This is a genomic window from Acrocarpospora phusangensis, from assembly GCF_016862995.1.
Classification (GTDB): Bacteria; Actinomycetota; Actinomycetes; order Streptosporangiales; family Streptosporangiaceae; genus Acrocarpospora; species Acrocarpospora phusangensis.
The window spans coordinates 1-14,902 of sequence record NZ_BOOA01000134.1; the positions used below are offsets into that span (position 1 = coordinate 1).

At 71.6% G+C, this 14,902-nt stretch carries 11 protein-coding genes and 1 pseudogene; 5 read left to right on the forward strand and 7 right to left on the reverse strand.

What is annotated here, in order from left to right; all coding sequences use genetic code 11:
• Nucleotides 1–5: 5 nt before the first annotated feature.
• The gene (locus Aph01nite_RS39165) at nucleotides 6–704 is read right to left on the reverse strand and encodes a hypothetical protein (protein WP_204046147.1); all 699 of its coding nucleotides are present in this window, start codon (nucleotides 702–704) and stop codon (nucleotides 6–8) included.
• A gap of 74 nt (nucleotides 705–778) precedes the next feature.
• On the reverse strand, nucleotides 779–1,948 hold the full coding sequence (locus Aph01nite_RS39170) for a lytic polysaccharide monooxygenase auxiliary activity family 9 protein (RefSeq protein WP_204046148.1): 1,170 nt from the start codon (nucleotides 1,946–1,948) through the stop codon (nucleotides 779–781).
• Nucleotides 1,949–2,386: 438 nt separating this feature from the next.
• On the opposite strand from Aph01nite_RS39170, the gene Aph01nite_RS39175 reads away from it, so the two are divergent.
• The 3 genes from Aph01nite_RS39175 to Aph01nite_RS39185 all read left to right on the forward strand — a co-directional run bounded on the left by Aph01nite_RS39175 (nucleotide 2,387) and on the right by Aph01nite_RS39185 (nucleotide 5,168).
• Nucleotides 2,387–3,955: an alpha/beta hydrolase gene (locus tag Aph01nite_RS39175; RefSeq protein ID WP_204046149.1), complete on the forward strand. Its 1,569-nt coding sequence runs from the start codon at nucleotides 2,387–2,389 to the stop codon at nucleotides 3,953–3,955.
• Nucleotides 3,956–4,032: 77 nt separating this feature from the next.
• A complete protein-coding gene (locus tag Aph01nite_RS39180) occupies nucleotides 4,033–4,875 on the forward strand; it encodes a GNAT family N-acetyltransferase (protein WP_204046157.1) in 843 nt (280 codons plus the stop codon).
• Between the two features lie 59 nt (nucleotides 4,876–4,934).
• Nucleotides 4,935–5,168: a hypothetical protein gene (locus tag Aph01nite_RS39185; RefSeq protein ID WP_204046150.1), complete on the forward strand. Its 234-nt coding sequence runs from the start codon at nucleotides 4,935–4,937 to the stop codon at nucleotides 5,166–5,168.
• Here the strand turns inward: Aph01nite_RS39185 and Aph01nite_RS39190 are convergent, their stop codons facing one another.
• The 4 genes and pseudogenes from Aph01nite_RS39190 to Aph01nite_RS39200 all read right to left on the reverse strand — a co-directional run bounded on the left by Aph01nite_RS39190 (nucleotide 5,169) and on the right by Aph01nite_RS39200 (nucleotide 11,038).
• Nucleotides 5,169–6,494, reverse strand: a complete 1,326-nt coding sequence (locus tag Aph01nite_RS39190; RefSeq protein WP_204046151.1) for an alkyl sulfatase dimerization domain-containing protein — start codon at nucleotides 6,492–6,494, stop codon at nucleotides 5,169–5,171. It abuts the gene before it with no gap.
• 48 nt (nucleotides 6,495–6,542) lie between these two features.
• Nucleotides 6,543–8,597: a LuxR C-terminal-related transcriptional regulator gene (locus Aph01nite_RS42525; RefSeq protein WP_307836824.1), complete on the reverse strand. Its 2,055-nt coding sequence runs from the start codon at nucleotides 8,595–8,597 to the stop codon at nucleotides 6,543–6,545.
• Nucleotides 8,598–8,741: 144 nt separating this feature from the next.
• Nucleotides 8,742–9,158 (reverse strand): annotated as a pseudogene (locus tag Aph01nite_RS41920) (ATP-binding protein); the annotation flags it as partial.
• Nucleotides 9,159–9,355: 197 nt separating this feature from the next.
• Nucleotides 9,356–11,038, reverse strand: coding sequence for a DUF11 domain-containing protein (locus Aph01nite_RS39200; protein ID WP_204046153.1), 1,683 nt, complete (start codon nucleotides 11,036–11,038; stop codon nucleotides 9,356–9,358).
• A 287-nt stretch (nucleotides 11,039–11,325) separates the two neighbouring features.
• Between Aph01nite_RS39200 and Aph01nite_RS39205 the strand changes: the two genes are divergently transcribed.
• Nucleotides 11,326–12,315: an acyl-CoA dehydrogenase family protein gene (locus tag Aph01nite_RS39205; RefSeq protein ID WP_204046154.1), complete on the forward strand. Its 990-nt coding sequence runs from the start codon at nucleotides 11,326–11,328 to the stop codon at nucleotides 12,313–12,315.
• 19 nt (nucleotides 12,316–12,334) lie between these two features.
• On the opposite strand, the gene Aph01nite_RS42375 is transcribed toward Aph01nite_RS39205, so the two are convergent.
• Nucleotides 12,335–14,077 (reverse strand): CHAP domain-containing protein, encoded by a 1,743-nt coding sequence (locus Aph01nite_RS42375; RefSeq protein ID WP_204046155.1) that lies wholly within the window; start codon nucleotides 14,075–14,077, stop codon nucleotides 12,335–12,337.
• 162 nt (nucleotides 14,078–14,239) lie between these two features.
• On the opposite strand from Aph01nite_RS42375, the gene Aph01nite_RS39215 reads away from it, so the two are divergent.
• Complete coding sequence (locus Aph01nite_RS39215; protein WP_204046156.1) at nucleotides 14,240–14,875, forward strand: PaaI family thioesterase; 636 nt, start codon at nucleotides 14,240–14,242, stop codon at nucleotides 14,873–14,875.
• The last annotated feature ends 27 nt before the right edge of the window (nucleotides 14,876–14,902 follow it).

Below are 14,902 nucleotides of genomic sequence, written 5' to 3' on the forward strand. Positions count from 1 at the left end.
ACCGGCTACGGAGCGGCCAAGCCCGCCGAGCCGGAGGCTCGGCCAGTGTTACTGCTCTCGAAGCGTTCGCGGGCGCGCTCAAGCGTCTGCGGGTCGAAGTAGTTGCTGAACGCCGACTCCAGGAAGTACGGCGGGATCAGTTCGCGCACGTGCTCCGGGTAGCCCTCGCCGGCGAGAGGGAGCTCCACGACGGGCTCCTTCCCGGTAAGGGTGACGGCGAGCGGCCCGGCCACGCGGATGGACTTGGCCCACGGGTCGCCGAGTTCGTCGACCGCGCACATGTGCTGGGCGTAGACGATCCTCACCTCGGCCAGGGTGGTGGCGGTGACCGGTTCCACGCCGAAGGGGTCCACCGCGCAGACCACGCGCAGTTCCCGCTTCTCGTACTCGTCGCCGAAGTCGTGGCCGTGGGCGTGGTGCTGGGCGGGGGAGGACTTCTCCAGGATGCCGGTCACCTGGACGGAGAGCTGCGCGCGCAGGTCCTCGGTGAGGGCGTACACGGGGGAGGGGCGGTCCTCCGGCAGACCGTTGGCGGGACCGGCCGAGGGGCCGGAGGAGGACATCACGCCGCGCAGGAACAGGCCGACCATCACCACGACCAGGAGCGTCGCCCCGACCGTCCAGATGACGCGCTCGCGCGCCACGCCTTGGTTCTGCGCGGGGCGGTCCTCGCCGACCTGCTCGGATGCCGGGGTTTCGAGCATGTGGTCCTCCTGACCTGGGGGATGTCAGCCGGAAGGGGCCCGGCGCGGCGCGCCGGGCCCCTGGACGGGTTCGGTTACGGGCTGGTGCAGGTCAGCGTCGGAACCGGGCTGGGCGCGTTGCCCGCGCCGTTGAAGCCGAACGAGGTTGTCGCGTTCGGCGCCAGCGTGCCGTTGTAGTTGGCGTTGCGGACCCCCACATTGGGCGGGTTGGAGATCACCACGCCGTTCCATGGTGAGCCCTCGAAGGTCTGGCCGCCGGCGAAGTTCCACCGTACGGTCCAGCCGTTGATCTGGCTGTTACTGGAGTTGCGCACGGTCACGGTGCCCTGGAAGTGACCCGGCCAGTTGATCGGGTTGTTGGTGTAGGTCGCCGTGCAGGCGCCGCCACCAGGGTTCGGGCTGGACGGGCCGGGGCTCGACGGACCCGGGCTGGAGGGGCCGGGGCTCGACGGGCCGGGGCTCTGCGGGTTGGACGGCGAGCCCTGGTTCGGGCCGACACCGGTGACCTGGCCGGAGCCGCCGTCGAAGACGACGTCGGAGCAGCTGAAGAAGTTCTCCTGGCTGTCCGAGCGCACCCACTGGATGTAGATGATGTGCCGGCCGCTCTTACCGGAGGGCAGCTGCTGGTTCCAGAAGTAGTAGTTCAGGCCGCCGGGGCCGCCGTTCTGCGGCGGGTTGGTGACGCTGCCGAACGACTGGAGGTCGCCCCAGGCCAGCGGCGAGTTCGGGTTCCAGCCGTTCCGGGTGATGTACAGGTGGAAGGTGCCCGGGTGGGCCGCCCAGTTGCTGTACCGGAACTGGTAGCTGGCGCCTGAGGTCAGGTGCGTGGTCGGCCAGTCGGTCCTGGCCGCGTTGTAGCCGGAGAAGTTGTAGGGGCCGCCGGTGCCGCCGCTGCAGATCTGCCCGTCCGGGATGAAACCGGTGGTCCGGCCGTTGGCGTCGGAGCGGAGCACGGCGAACCAGTTGTACAGCGGCGTGGTGCCGTTGGCCGCGATGGCCTGGGCGCACGCCGGGTTGTAGGCCTGGATCTGGCCGTTGTCCCGGAGTCCGTCCTGCCAGCACAGGAACGTACGCGCGCCGGGGAACATGTTGACGCCGTGCGCGGTCGCCTGGGTGGGCGAGACCACGAGGCCGGTTCCGAGCGCCAGGACCAGTGCGGAGGCCCAGATGGTCAGACGTCTCCTGAGTCTCTTTCCTTGTTCCAGCGTGGCCCGCAGAGCCACGTTGCCTGTCGAGTTCACCATGAGTTCCCTTCCGGCCAGCCCGGTGAGGCGGGGCTGGTCGTAGTCCAGCCTGAGAAGCGGGCGTCTGGATTCGCTGCGGGCCCCGGCCGCGACGCCGACTCCCCTGCAGTGCCTCGATGGTGCGGGGGATTTACGGGGGCGTACAGGACGGGCGGTCGCGAGCGGGCGGGAACCTGGTTTCGGGGCCTGCGGAGGGGGTGGCCCGGCCCCCGGACAACGTGCGCAGACACCCCCGCGAAGATCGCGTCACAGGGGAATATCGGCAGGTGAACCCGTTGAAACATTCATCACTTCAGGAGTCTCGGATGTGATGAATGTGATTACACAGAGCAACATCATCACTACACAGTGACAACGATCGCCATGTGCGTATGGTAATCGGGCTGTTACTGAAGGGAAGCTGGTCTTTGCGGTCTGAGCAGAGGGAGTGTACGGGTGATGCGGGTCATCGGGGCGGTCGCAGGGGTGTCGGTGCTCTGCACCGGACTGTTCATAGGGCTGAGGCCGGAGGCGGCCGCGGCCGGGCCGCAGACGATCACCTGGGGGGCCTGCGCACCCGGGAGCCGGGTGGAATGCGGCTCCGTGCGCGTCCCGCTCGACCCCGCGGAGCCGTACGGGCAGCAGGTCACGATCGCGCTGAACCGGCTGAAGGGCACGGCCGCCCGGGATCACAACCATCTCGGGGTGCTGCTGGTGAACCCCGGCGGCCCCGGCGCGTCCGGGCTGAGACTGGCCGAATACGTCGCGTCCAAGCTCCCGGCGGACCTGGCCGCCCGGTTCGACGTGATCGGCTTCGACCCGCGCGGGGTGGGGGCCAGCCGGCCCGCGCTCAGCTGCGTGGACGTCAAGCGGTACTACGAGGCCCCGCGCCCCGACAGCGTGCCGCGCGACGAGGACGAGGAGAACGCGCTGCTCGGGCGGGCCCAGGAGTTCGCCGAGGGCTGCGCCAACCGGTGGTCCTGGTTCCTCCCGCACCTCACCACCGAGAACACCGCCCACGACATGGACGTGATCCGGGAGGCCCTGGGCGAGGACAAGATCAGCTTCCTCGGCTACTCGTACGGCACCTATCTCGGGGCCGTCTACGCCACCCTGTTCCCGCAGCGGGTGCGCCGCATGGTGCTGGACAGCGTGGTCGACCCCAAGGGCGTCTGGTACCAGGCGAACATCGCCCAGAACTACGCCTTCGACCGGCGGCACCGCGACTTTTTGGCCTGGATGGCGGCCAACCAGGCCGTCTACCGGATCGGCGACACCCCCAAGGCCGTCGAGTTCGCGTGGTACGCGATGCGTCAGCGCCTGCGGTCCCGTCCCGCCGGCGGGATCGTCGGCCCGAGCGAGCTCGACGACATCTTCACGGTCGGCGGCTACAGCAACCACGTCTGGCCGCAGCTGGGCCAGGCCTTCTCCGACTACGTCCGCGCCGGGGACACCACCGGCCTGATCGAGGCCTACCACCAGCACGGCGAGAACGACGCCGCGGACGAGAACGGCTACGCCGTGTACCTGGGCGTGCAGTGCCGGGACGCCGCCTGGCCGCGGAACTGGGCGCGCTGGCACGCCGACGCCGCCCGGATCCACGCGAAGGCGCCCTTCCTGGCCTGGCCGAACACGATCTACAACGCGCCCTGCGCGTTCTGGCCCGAGGAGGGCCTCAAGCCGATCCGGGTGGGGGCGAGGAACCTGCCGGTGATGCTGGTGCAGGCCGAGCGGGACGCGGCCACGCCGTACCCGGGGGCGCTGAGCCTGCGGGACGCGTTCCCCGCGGCGCGGCTGGTGTCGGAGCCGGGCGGAAACCACGGGGTCACGTTCGCCGGCAACCCGTGCGTGGACCGGCAGGTCGTGACGTACCTGCGGGACGGCACGATGACGCCGCAGCGCAAGGCCGGCCGGGAGTCCGACGTGAGCTGCCCGGCGGTGGCGGCGCCACGCGCGGCGGCCCGGATGGCCACGGGGATCCAGGCCCGGCACGCCTCGCTGGCCCGAGTCCTGACCGGTAAGGGTTGAGACCGGGTTGACGGCATAACTCCCAGCTTCCGGGGTGACTACCAAAATCGAGGTCGTCGCGTAGGCTTGGCCACGTGATGCTGCGCACATCGGCGTCGCGCGTGCTGGACGACAACGATCGAGACGAGGTGCTGGGGCTCCTCGATTCCGATCCGGTCGCCAACGTCTTCGTCGCGTCTCGGATCAGGGCCGTCGGCCTCAGTCCCACGAGGCTCGGCGGTCAGATGTGGGGATTCGGCCCGCGCGGCGGGCTGATTTCCCTGTGCTACGCGGGGGCCAACCTGGTCCCCGTCAACGCGGGCCGGGAGGCCGTGCACGCCTTCGCCGACCGTGCCCGCAAGCAGGGCCGCCGCTGCTCCTCGATCGTCGGCCCGTCGGCCGCGGTCGAGTTGCTCTGGGAGCGGCTGGAACCGCACTGGGGCCGGGCCAGGGCCATCCGCTGGGCGCAGCCCGTCATGGCCACCTCCTCGGCCCCGCTGGTCGCGTCCGACCCCGATGTGCGGCGGGTGCGCCCGGAGGAGTTCGGGACCCTGCTGCCCGCCTGCGTCGCCATGTTCACCGAGGAGGTCGGCGTCTCGCCCGACAACGGCGACGGCGGAGCCCTCTACCGCTCCCGGGTCGCCGAGCTCATCAGGATCGGCCGGTCCTACGCCCGCATCGAGGACGGGCAGGTCGTCTTCAAGGCCGAGATCGGCGCGGTGACCCCGCAGGCCTGCCAGATCCAGGGCGTCTGGGTGGATCCGCTCTACCGGGGCCGGGGACACGCCGCCGCCGGCATGGCCACCGTGGTCGAACAGGCCCTCAAGTACTTCGCGCCGACCGTCACCCTCTACGTGAACGACTACAACCTGCCGGCGCGGGCGGCGTACAAGAAGGTCGGGTTCCGCGAGGTGGACACCTTCACGTCTGTCCTGTTCTGACCTGTTCTGAGGGCCGCCGGACCCCCGGCGTAGTGTGGTGGTGACGGGGGGAGGACGCGGTGCTGGTCTTCTATGAGCAGGCCGAACCGTTCGCGGTGCGGCCGTGCGGAGGGTCTGCCGCCGATCCGGTCAGCGATGAGGTTCCAAGACCGGACTGCCGGGCCGGGGGCGGCTGGGAGCCGGAGCCAGGTGAGCCGGAGGCCGGTGACGCGGGGGTCGCGCTCGACCGGCTGCGGACCGAGCATGATCGAGAATGCCAGCGCATGGCGTCCTTCGATCACTTATTAGCTTGATCAGTTCCGGTCGGCGGCGCCGGCCGGGATCCACCACATCCGGCCGTCGGTGACCTCGTGGTAGACGTCCAGCAGGTCGCTGCCGGTGACCTTGCTGCGCGACTCGGCCGCCGCCCAGGCGTAGACGCCGCGGGCCATCGCGCCGGGCTCCTCCTGGACGCGCAGCGCGTACACGCGGGCCCTGATCTCGTGGATCTTGTGGTCGTCGGGCTCCGCCTGCACCGCCAGTTCCGCCAGCTGGCAGGCGAGCCGCAGATCACCCTCCGCCGCGGCCACCACCGCCCGCCCGGCCACCGTGCCGGCGCCGGCCGACAGCTCGGCGATCGCGCGGGCGAACACCGCGTCCGGCGCGGGCTTGAGGTTGGCCGGGTTGCCATCGTGCCAGCCCCCGTGGAGCCGCCAGATGTTCCGCACGATGAACTCGGGCTCGTCGTAGTACGGCTGCAGGTACGGCCGCTGCGACAGCTCCAGGGGCGGTTTCACGGAGTGCAGGATCTCGTCCAGCCGAGCGCCCGCGTTCATCAGGTCGAGGGTCTGCTCGACCAGGCTGTCCAGGTAGTCGGCGGTGTCGACCAGGGCCCGCCGGACCCGGATCGACCCGGAGATGGGCAGGCCGTGACCGGGCAGGAGCAGCTCAGCGTCCAGGGTGGCCATGGTCCGCAGCGCGACCGCCCACTCGTCCGGGTAGCGCTGCACCCGCTGCGGGTTCCCGGCGCTGGGCGTCACCCAGACGAACAGGTCGCCGGTCAGCAGGATGCCGTGCTCGGGGACGAACGCCCAGGTGGCGTCATCGGTCTCGCCGCGCGCGTGACGCAGCTCGAAGGTGACGTCGCCGAGCGAGAGCGTGAGCCGCTCCTGGTAGGTCAGGTCCGGTACGCGATAGGTCGCCGGCCAGTGCATCTGGGCGAACCCGAACTGCCGTTGATTGATCACCGAGTTGTACCCGGCAGTCCTGGCATATCGGGCGAACCTGTTCGCCACGCCCTCGTGCGCGACGACGACCGGCCGTGATCCCTCCTCCTCGTCGAAACACTCCATTCCCCCCACATGGTCGAAGTGCCCGTGCGAGAAAATCGCGTACCGGACCGGCTCGTCCGACCAGGAACGTACGGCCCGGTGCATGGCCGGGGCGTCCACCGCGTTACCTGTGTCGAAAAGCGCCAGACCGGCTTCTCCCCGGATGGCGTACACGTTTCCGAAGGCGGGCCACATGGCCACGCCCTCGGCGACCTCCTGGGCTCCGCCGGCGCGCAGGTCGGCGAGCGGCACCTCGTCGGCCTGCACCGAGCCTCGCCAGACCTTGTCGGCATATTCCAGGATCCCCATGCGAGAATCCTGTCGGCGCGGGCCCCCCGCGGCCCAGTAGGGAGTTCCCTAAAGCTCCCCGCGCTCCACGGCCAGCGCCAGCTCCACCCGGGACTTGAAGCCGGTCTTCGCGTACACGCGGGTCAGGTAGACCTCGACGGTCTTGCGGCTGTAGTGCAGCTCGTCGGCGATCTGCGGGTTGCTCAGGCCGCCCGCCACCAGTTCGATCACCCGCCGCTCGGCCGGGGTGAGCGCGCCCGCCGGAGCCAGGCCCGCGTCGCGCATCAGCCGGGCCGCGCGGTCCCGCCACGGGATCGCGCCGAGCGCGTTGAACGCGGTGTGCGCCCGGCCGAGCTGCGCGTGGTCGCCGATCGTGCCCAGCACCAGCCGGGCCCTGGCCTCCTCGAACGGCAGCCCGTCGGCGCGGGCCCGGTCCAGCGCGGCCCCGGCCCTGTCGGTGTCGGTGAAGGCCCAGCCCATGGCCAGGTCGGCCGCCATCCTGGCCCGGGGCGTGCCGTTCGCCGCCTCCTCGTCCAGCCGGGTGGCGGCCTGCCGTCCGCCCTCGATGTCCCCGGCCGCCGCGTGGATCAGCACCTGGACGGCCAGCGCCCGGTGGCTCACGTCGGCGACCCCGGCCGCCAGGGCGCGCTCCACCCAGCCGCGCGCCGCGCTTCGGTCGCCCTGACCGAGCGCCAGCCGGGCCCGCATCGTGTGCCGCAGCCCGGTCTGGGTGGCGCACGCCGGCGGCGGGTCGTCGAGCACGACCGCCGCCTCCTCGTAGCGGCCCTGGTCGAGCAGGATGTCCAGTTCGATGTTGCGCAGCAGGCCGTGGTTCTCCAGCAGGCCCGCCTCCGCGAGCGGCCCCGCGCCCGCCCGGATGCCGGCGATCGCGCGGTCCCACTCCCCGGCCAGCCGCCGGACCAGCGCCGTCACCCGGACGTTCTGGCCGGCGATGTCGTGCCAGCCCAGGCCCCGGTGGATCTGCTCGGCCTGGTCCAGCAACTCGGCCGAGCGGGCCCGCAGGCCGGCCGTGCTCGTCACGTGGGCGGCCGACTCCAGCGCGGCCAGCCTGGCCCCCGGCGGCAGCGCGGCCGCGAACGCGAGCAGCTCGGCCACCGCGCGCTGCGACTCCCGCCAGTCGCCGTCCAGCAGCGCGCGGATGGCCAGCGCGCCCGCGGTGATGATCCGGTCCTCCGGCGGGCAGCCGGGCAGGCCCTCCCAGGCCCTGGCGACGTGGTCGCCGAGCGGGCGGCCCAGCTCGGCCAGGAGCAGGGCGCGCTGGGCGATCAGCGCGGTCGGGTCGTCGGAGCGCGGGATCTGCTGGGCGGCGATGGTCAGAGCCACGTCGTACCAGCCCATCGCGTGCGCCGCGCCCACCACCGTGTACGCGGTGCGGGTGTGCCGCCGCCCCGGCGGGAGCACCGCCAGCGCCCGCTGCCCGGAGTTGAGCGCCAGCGCCGGACGGGAGCCCTTCCAGTAGGACAGGGCCTGGCGGGCCAGCAGCTCGCCGCGCTGGCCGGGGTCGTCGGCGGTCTCGGCGGCGCGGCCGTACCAGTGGGCAGCGGAGAGCGGGGCGGTCCAGCGGGTCAGGTCGGCGGCGCGCAGCATCGCGGCCAGCGCGTCGGCGGGCGGGCCGCCCTCGGCCAGGTGGGTGGCCCACTCCAGCACCCGGCGGGCGCCGTTGAGTCCCTGGCGTTGCAGCAGCTCGGCGATGCGGGCGTGCAGCCGGCGGCGTTCGCCCGCGTTCAGGTCGTCGTAGAGCGCCTCGGCCACCAGCGGGTGGGCGAAGGCGTAGCCGTCGCCGGTGTAGACGAGCACGCCGTCGCGGACCAGGCCGACCAGGGCGCGCTCGCCCGCCCGCGCGTCAAGACCGGCCAGCTCGGCCACCGCCTCCAGCGTGCCCGGCGTGTCGATGGCGGTGGTGTCGCGGGTACGGCCCAGCGTGGCCAGCACCCGGGCCAGGTCGCGGCCCGACCGGTCCCGCTGGAAGACGCGGGACAGGATGGCGCCGCGCCGGGCGTCCGGGTCGGGGGAGCGGACCGCGCCGCCCTGCACCAGGGCCAGCACCGACTCCCGGACGAACCACGGGTTGCCGCCGCTCTCGTTCAGCACCCGGTCGATCATGTTGTCGCTGGGCGTGCGGTCCAGCAGCGAGCTGATCAGGTCGCTCACCTCGGGGCGGGTGAGCGGCTCCAGCCGTACGGTGAGGTCCACGTCCAGGGCCGGGACGTGCCGGGCGGTGCAGAGGATGGCCAGGCTGGGGGCGCTGCGGGGGAGGGCGGCCAGCAGGCGCAGGGTGTCGGCGTCGGCGTGGTGCACGTCGTCGATGGCCAGCAGCGTACGGCCAGGCAGGGACTCCAGCAGCTGGGCCGCGAGCACGGCCGGCGCCGCGACGGGATTGCCGGGGGCGTGCTTGGCGGGGTGGCCGAGCGCGGCCCGGTCGATCGCGTCGTACAGCTCCCACAGGCCGGGCTGCACGCTCTTGTCCCGGCCGAGCGACTCGATCGCGTCCACCAGCGGCGCGTACGCGAGACCTTCGTCCAGCTCGCGGGCCCGGCCGCGCAGCACGCGGAATCCCGCCGCGCGGGCGGTCAGCTCGCCCAGCAGGTGGGTTTTCCCGATTCCGGCCGCGCCGACGACGAGCACGGTCTTCGGCGTGTCGCGGATCGCCGACTCCAACTCGCCGACGAGCCGGGCACGACTTCCGGTGACCCTGTCGACCTGACGTCACCCCCTTCACGTGTGTCACAGAAGTGACGCCGTGAGCCGGTTGAACGTTCACCCAGCGGGCCTAGGAATCGTAAATGGCCGAAGCGGCGGTGACCAGGGGGGAAAGCGAAGAGCCCCCGGGTTACCGGGGGCTCCTGCTTTCGTTCGGTGGATCAGATCCCGCGCCGGCGCCTGCGCGTGATCACCAGGATGCCGGAGCCCAGGGTGAACAGCAGCGCGCCCGCGCCGACGACCGGAACCATGACCACACCCGTGGACGGCAGCGTCGGACCGCCGCCGGGGCAGGTGTCCCCGCAGCAGTCGTCAGGGCAGCAGTCGCCCGGGCAGTCGCCGCCGAAGTCGCCGGGATGGCCGTGATGGCCGGGGTGGCCGGGGTTGCCGTGGTCGAAGTGGCGGCCTGGGTGGCCGCCGAAGTCGCCGGGGTGGCCGTGGTCGTGGTCGCGGAAGCCGGGGTTGTTGACGATGTTCTTGTTGTTTCCTCCGTGAAGTTCGCAGGTGACCGGCCGTTCGATCCGGACCTCCCGGATCACCTGGGTGTGCGGGCACTTGTCCTGCCGGGGCGGTTCGGGCGTCGGGACGATTGGGGTCCGCGTCTCGTCCTTGGCCACGTCGACGGCCACCTTGGGGGTGGGCGTCGGGCTCGGGCTCGGGCTGGGCCGCGGGCTCGGCGGCACGGCGATCCGCGGCGGAGGCGGCAGGAGGAGCACGGTGGTGTCCTCCGCGCGCGCCAGCCGTCCGTTCGACGTGGTCGCGATCACCTCGTTCCTGATCAGGTCCGTCTCGCCGGTCGCGAGCACCCGGGCCACGACCGAGAACACCCGGCGCTCCCCGGCCTTGAGCGGGAAGTCGGGCCAGCGGACCTCGCGGTCGGCGTACGAGCCTTCCGAGGGGTTCAGCGAGACGAACTTGAGCCGGTCGCCGAACCGGTCCACCAGCGAGACGGAGGCGTGGTCCACCTCGCCCGTGTTGCGGACCGTGATGGTGTAGGTCAGGTCCTCGCCCGGTTTGGCGGTGTCGCGGTCGTCGCTCTTGCTCAGCGCCAGGCCGGTGGCCACGGTCACCAGCGTCTCGTCCAGGGCCTGGTCGCTCAGCCCCGGCGCGGTCACGCTGGCCGAGTTGCGCAGCACCTGGCCGGACTTGGCGTCCTCGGGCACCTTTGCGGTGACCGTGAACACCTCGTGCGCGCCCGCGGCCAGCTCGAAGCCCGGCCAGGTCACCTGGCGGTGGGCCTCGTTCCAGACGCCGCCCCGGCTGGCGGACTCGAACACCAGCCCGCTGCCGGACTTGTCCACCAGGTTGACGCCGCCGAGCGGCAGCGTGCCCGGGTTGCTGACCGTGATCGTGTAGGTGAGGGTGTCGCCGCGCACCGCCTCCTGCGCGCCGTCGGTCTTGGTCACCGCCAGCTGAGCCGCGCCGACGAAGCTCTCGTCGGTCGCCTCGGCGATGGTGCCCTGCGCGGTGGCGTTGGCCTTCGACTCGTAACGCGTGCCGGGAGCGGGCTGGTCCGGCACCCGGGCGACCACCCGGAAGACGCGCTGCGCGCCGCCGGCCAGCGAGAACGCCGGCCAGTTCGCCGCCGCGCCGCCCGCCTTGCCGCCGTCGGAGGCCGACACCACGGTCAGCCCGGCCCCCAGCTCAAGCTGCGCGGCGATCGCGTCGGCCGTCTCGCCCCCCTCGTTCAGTACGGTGACCGTGTAGTTCACGGTTGCGGATGGAGCCACGTACGTCCGGTTGTCGGTGACCCGCACCGTCAGCTGGGCCTCCCGGGACGCCGACGCCGGCAACACCAGGCCGACCGCCAGGCCCACGAGCAGGCATCCCAGCAATACCGGCAAAAATGAACGCCGACCCCTCCGAGTATTGATCATCTAGAAATCCCCCGATCTCGGTGCACACTCGCACGACTACGGAGCGTAACAACGCATTAGGTGTGGAGTCGAAGAGCCGTACCGGCCAATGCGAGAAGTTATTGCGGGGTTCTTCCTGGCATGCCTCGACAGGGGGGTGATGTCGTCCGTATCGGCCGATTAGTCGTGATGGATTGGGCATACGAGATGAACAGGGTCGATATTCGGCAGCAAGTGCCATGGTGTTCATTCGGCGCGCGCCGTACATCTCGAACGTGAGGCTGCATTTCGCGTTGACCGACGACCAGCTGGTCCTCGGGTCCACCGTCCGGCGGGTGCTGGCGGAACACTGCCCGGCCCGCGCGGTGCGGGAGGCCGGCCGGGCCGGGGAACGGCTCCCCGGGTGGGCGCAACTCGCGGAGATCGGGTTGTTCGGCATGCTGGTGGCGCGCGGCGGGGACGGGCTCGGGCTGGCGGATGCCATCCTCGCCTTCGAGGAGGCCGGGCGGGCGGCGCTGCCGGGGCCGGTGGTGGAGACCGCGGTGATCGCGCCGGGGCTGCTGCCCGACGACCTGCTCGACCGGCTGGCGGGCGGCTCCCTCCGCGTCTCGGTACGGCTCGGCCACCAGGTCTACGCCCCCGACGCCGACCTCGCCGACCTGCTCATCGTGGAGCAGGACGGCGTCGTGCGGGTGCTCGCCTCCGATGAGGTACGGCTCACGCCGCAGCCCGGGGTGGATCCGGTGCGGCGGCTGTTCAGCGTGGCGGCGGCGCCGGTCCGGGGTGGCGGTGTCCTGTCACGGGCGCGGACCGTGCCGGTGCTGCGGGCGGCGACCGTCGCGGTGGCCGCGCAGCTCATCGGCCTGGCGCGGCGCCTGCTTGAGGAGTCCGTGGCGCGCGCGAAAGCCCACGACCAGGTGTTCCCCGTGCTCAAGCACCGGCTCGCGGACGTGGCCATCGCCATCGACTTCGCGGCGCCGCACGTGTACGCCGCCGCCGTGGCCGTCGACGACCAGCCACGGCTGGGGGAAACGGAACTCCTCCGTGCCGTCAGCGCCGCCAAGGCGTCCGCGGGCGAAGCCGCTTCCCTGGCCGCTCGGGCCGCACTCCAGGTACACGCGCCCCCCGGGTACGACGACGACCTCGACCTCCGGCTCTGGCTCGCCCGGGTGTGGTCGCTCGCCTCGGCCTACGGCGACACGGGAGTCCACCGGGCCCGACTCCGCTCGGCCGTCCTCGGCACGTCGGAGCTTCACCGGCTCTGAGCGAGCGCTGGGGCCGGGGCTATGCCCTGCGGTGGCGGCCGCGGGGGGACTGGCCGGGGCGGTCGGCCCAGGTGGCGGCCAGGGCTTCGGGGAGGGTGCCGGTGCGGTAGATGTCGGAGGCTTCGGGCTTGGTGTGTTTGCCGCGGTAGGTGGTGGGGGCGGGGAATTCCTGGGTGGCGTCGGCGGTGGGGGCGGGCCAGACGGGGTCGGAGAAGAGGTGGTAGGGGCGGGTTGGCACGGAGGGCGGGGGTGGGGGTGGGGCGGGCCAGACCACCGTGTCTTCGGGGGAGGGTTCGGAGGGTTCGAACCAGCTGGAGAAGTCGGAGGAGGCGATCGCTCCGGAGCGGGTCGCGGCGGCGATGGCGAGGCGGTGGGTCCGGCGTCGTTTCGCGTAGCCGAAGGCGACCAGGACGACGAGGAGGGGGGCGATCACGGCTTCGGCGTGGAGGAGCTGGCTGCTGCCCGGGATCGGCTGGAAGGCGGAGACGGGGGAGGTGGTCAGGTGGTCGATGACCGTGGTCGTCTGAGATTTGGCGGGGGGTGCGGCTAGCGCCGGGTGCTTGGAGGGCGTCTTGGCCGCGTGCTTCTCCGGCGTGCGGGACGCGTGGGCCTCGCCTGTGTTGTTGGTCGGGTTGGCGCTGCCCGTGGACTCCTTGGCGACCGGTCCGGCGGTGTCGTCGGAGGCGTTTTCCGATCCGCCCCAGTTAGAGGTGTTGTCCGTGGGCGTGCTCTCGGAGGTCGTGTCGCCGGTGGTCGTGCTGTTCGAGGGCGTGTTCTCGGAAGAAGCGTTGTCGGTGGTCGTGGTGTCGGAAGCGGTGCTGTCCGAGGCCGTGCTGTCCGAGGCCGCGGTGTCGGAGGTCGTGCTGCCGGTGGTCGTGCTGTCAGAAGTCGTGCTGTCAGAAGTCGCGGTGTCGGAGGTTGTGCTGTCTGAGGGGGTGGCGTCCGAGGGCTTGCTGTCCCAGGGGGTGTTCTCCGACGGCCTGCTGTCCGATGGGGTGTTGTCGGACGGCGTGCTCTCCGAGGGTGTGTCCCCGGAGGGCGTGGCGGAGGGGGTGCTCTCTGAGGGCGTGGTAGCCGACGGGGTGGGGTTCGACGGAGTCGTCTCCGATGGGGTGCTGTCGGAGGGAGTCGTGGTCGAGGGGGTGGTGCCGGAGTTTTGCCAGGGCTTGTTGTCGGAAGGGGTGGTGGCCGAAGGCGTACCGTCGGAGGGGGTGGTCTTCCAGGGTTTGTCGTGGGGGGTGCCGTGGTCCCGGACGCTGGGGGCTACGTCTGGTTTGTCTGTTTGTGGGGTGGGCTGGAGGCGTTCCCGGATCTGGTCGGGGTAGCCGTAGCCGACGACGAGGCTCTGGTCGCGGGTCTTCTCGCGGACGTGGATGCCCTCCACGTTGCCCTCGATGGTGGTGATCTTGCGGCCGTCCACGGCGGTGACCAGGCCGACGTGGTCGATGCCGTCGATGCTGCCCGAACCGTCCCAGTCGTAGAACACGACGGCTCCGGGCTTCGCCTCCTGGCCCCAGGCGTTCTGCTCCCGGAACCAGCGGGCGTGCCCGACGGTCCACGCGAACTGCCCGAACCACTTCTCGTAGCCGAGCTTGCTCGCCCCCCACGACAGGAACATGTCGCACCAGGGCTGGGTGGAGTAGTCGGCGTCTTTCTCGACCTTGTTGTACCACTTGCCGAACTTCGTCCGGCCGTCTGGTCGCTCGGTGTAGCTGGCCTCCTGCCGCAGCAGGCTGATCAGCTTCTCCATCTCGGGACTCATGAGAGCGGGGGGCCTCCCGGTCCATGGGGGTGGACGTCTTGCCACGAAGGAGGAATCCTTCGCAAAAGGGATATTCAGTGACATCTATGCATAGAGTCAACGAACTTTACCCAAACATGAACAAACGACCCGGAAAGCTAGAACGTGTTCTAGAATGGACGCATGACCGCTGATGTTGCCGCAGCACGTGACGAGGACGCCCAGATCAGCGCCCTGGAGGCGCTCGCGCGGCAGGCCCGCGAGCTGGTCGACGCCGTCGTCCTCACGGACGCGGACCCCGCCGAACTGGCGGCCGTCACCGCCGAACTCGCCGCCCTGACCGACCGTCTCCGCGCGGTACGGCGAGCCACCCCGCTCCCGCACGAGTTCGGCCCCGACGGCACCTTCCGCCACCTCGGCAACGCGGTCACCGGCGCGTGCAACCCGCATGCGCTGCCGTTAGTCGTGGAACGACCGGCGACCGGCGGCAGCCGCGCCGAACTGACCTTCCGCCCCACCCACGAAGGCCCCCCGGGAACCGTGCACGGCGGCGTGACCGCCATGATCCTCGACCACCTGCTGGGCGACACCGTCGCCGCCGCGGGCCGTCCGGGCATGACGGGAACCCTGACCATCCGCTACCGCGGCCGCGTCCCCTACGGCGAACCGGTGGTCGCCACCGGCGCGGTCACCCGGGTGGAGGGGCGCAAGACCTGGGCGGACGCCGTCATCGCCGACACCGCGGGCACCCCGCTGGTGGAGGCCACCGGCCTGTTCATCACGCCCAAGGCCTGGCTGTTCCCAGGGGCCGGCGGATGATCGGCCGTGGTCGACCCCCGGTCCGGG

Bases quoted from the DNA above. Each gene is read 5' to 3' on its own strand.
- Aph01nite_RS39165 (WP_204046147.1), bottom strand. From the start codon at position 704: ATGCTCGAAACCCCGGCATCCGAGCAGGTCGGCGAGGACCGCCCCGCG.
- Aph01nite_RS39170 (WP_204046148.1), bottom strand. From the start codon at position 1,948: ATGGTGAACTCGACAGGCAACGTGGCTCTGCGGGCCACGCTGGAACAA.
- Aph01nite_RS39175 (WP_204046149.1), top strand. From the start codon at position 2,387: ATGCGGGTCATCGGGGCGGTCGCAGGGGTGTCGGTGCTCTGCACCGGA.
- Aph01nite_RS39180 (WP_204046157.1), top strand. From the start codon at position 4,033: ATGCTGCGCACATCGGCGTCGCGCGTGCTGGACGACAACGATCGAGAC.
- Aph01nite_RS39190 (WP_204046151.1), bottom strand. From the start codon at position 6,494: ATGGGGATCCTGGAATATGCCGACAAGGTCTGGCGAGGCTCGGTGCAG.
- Aph01nite_RS42525 (WP_307836824.1), bottom strand. From the start codon at position 8,597: ATGATCGACCGGGTGCTGAACGAGAGCGGCGGCAACCCGTGGTTCGTC.
- Aph01nite_RS42375 (WP_204046155.1), bottom strand. From the start codon at position 14,077: ATGAGTCCCGAGATGGAGAAGCTGATCAGCCTGCTGCGGCAGGAGGCC.
- Aph01nite_RS39215 (WP_204046156.1), top strand. From the start codon at position 14,240: ATGACCGCTGATGTTGCCGCAGCACGTGACGAGGACGCCCAGATCAGC.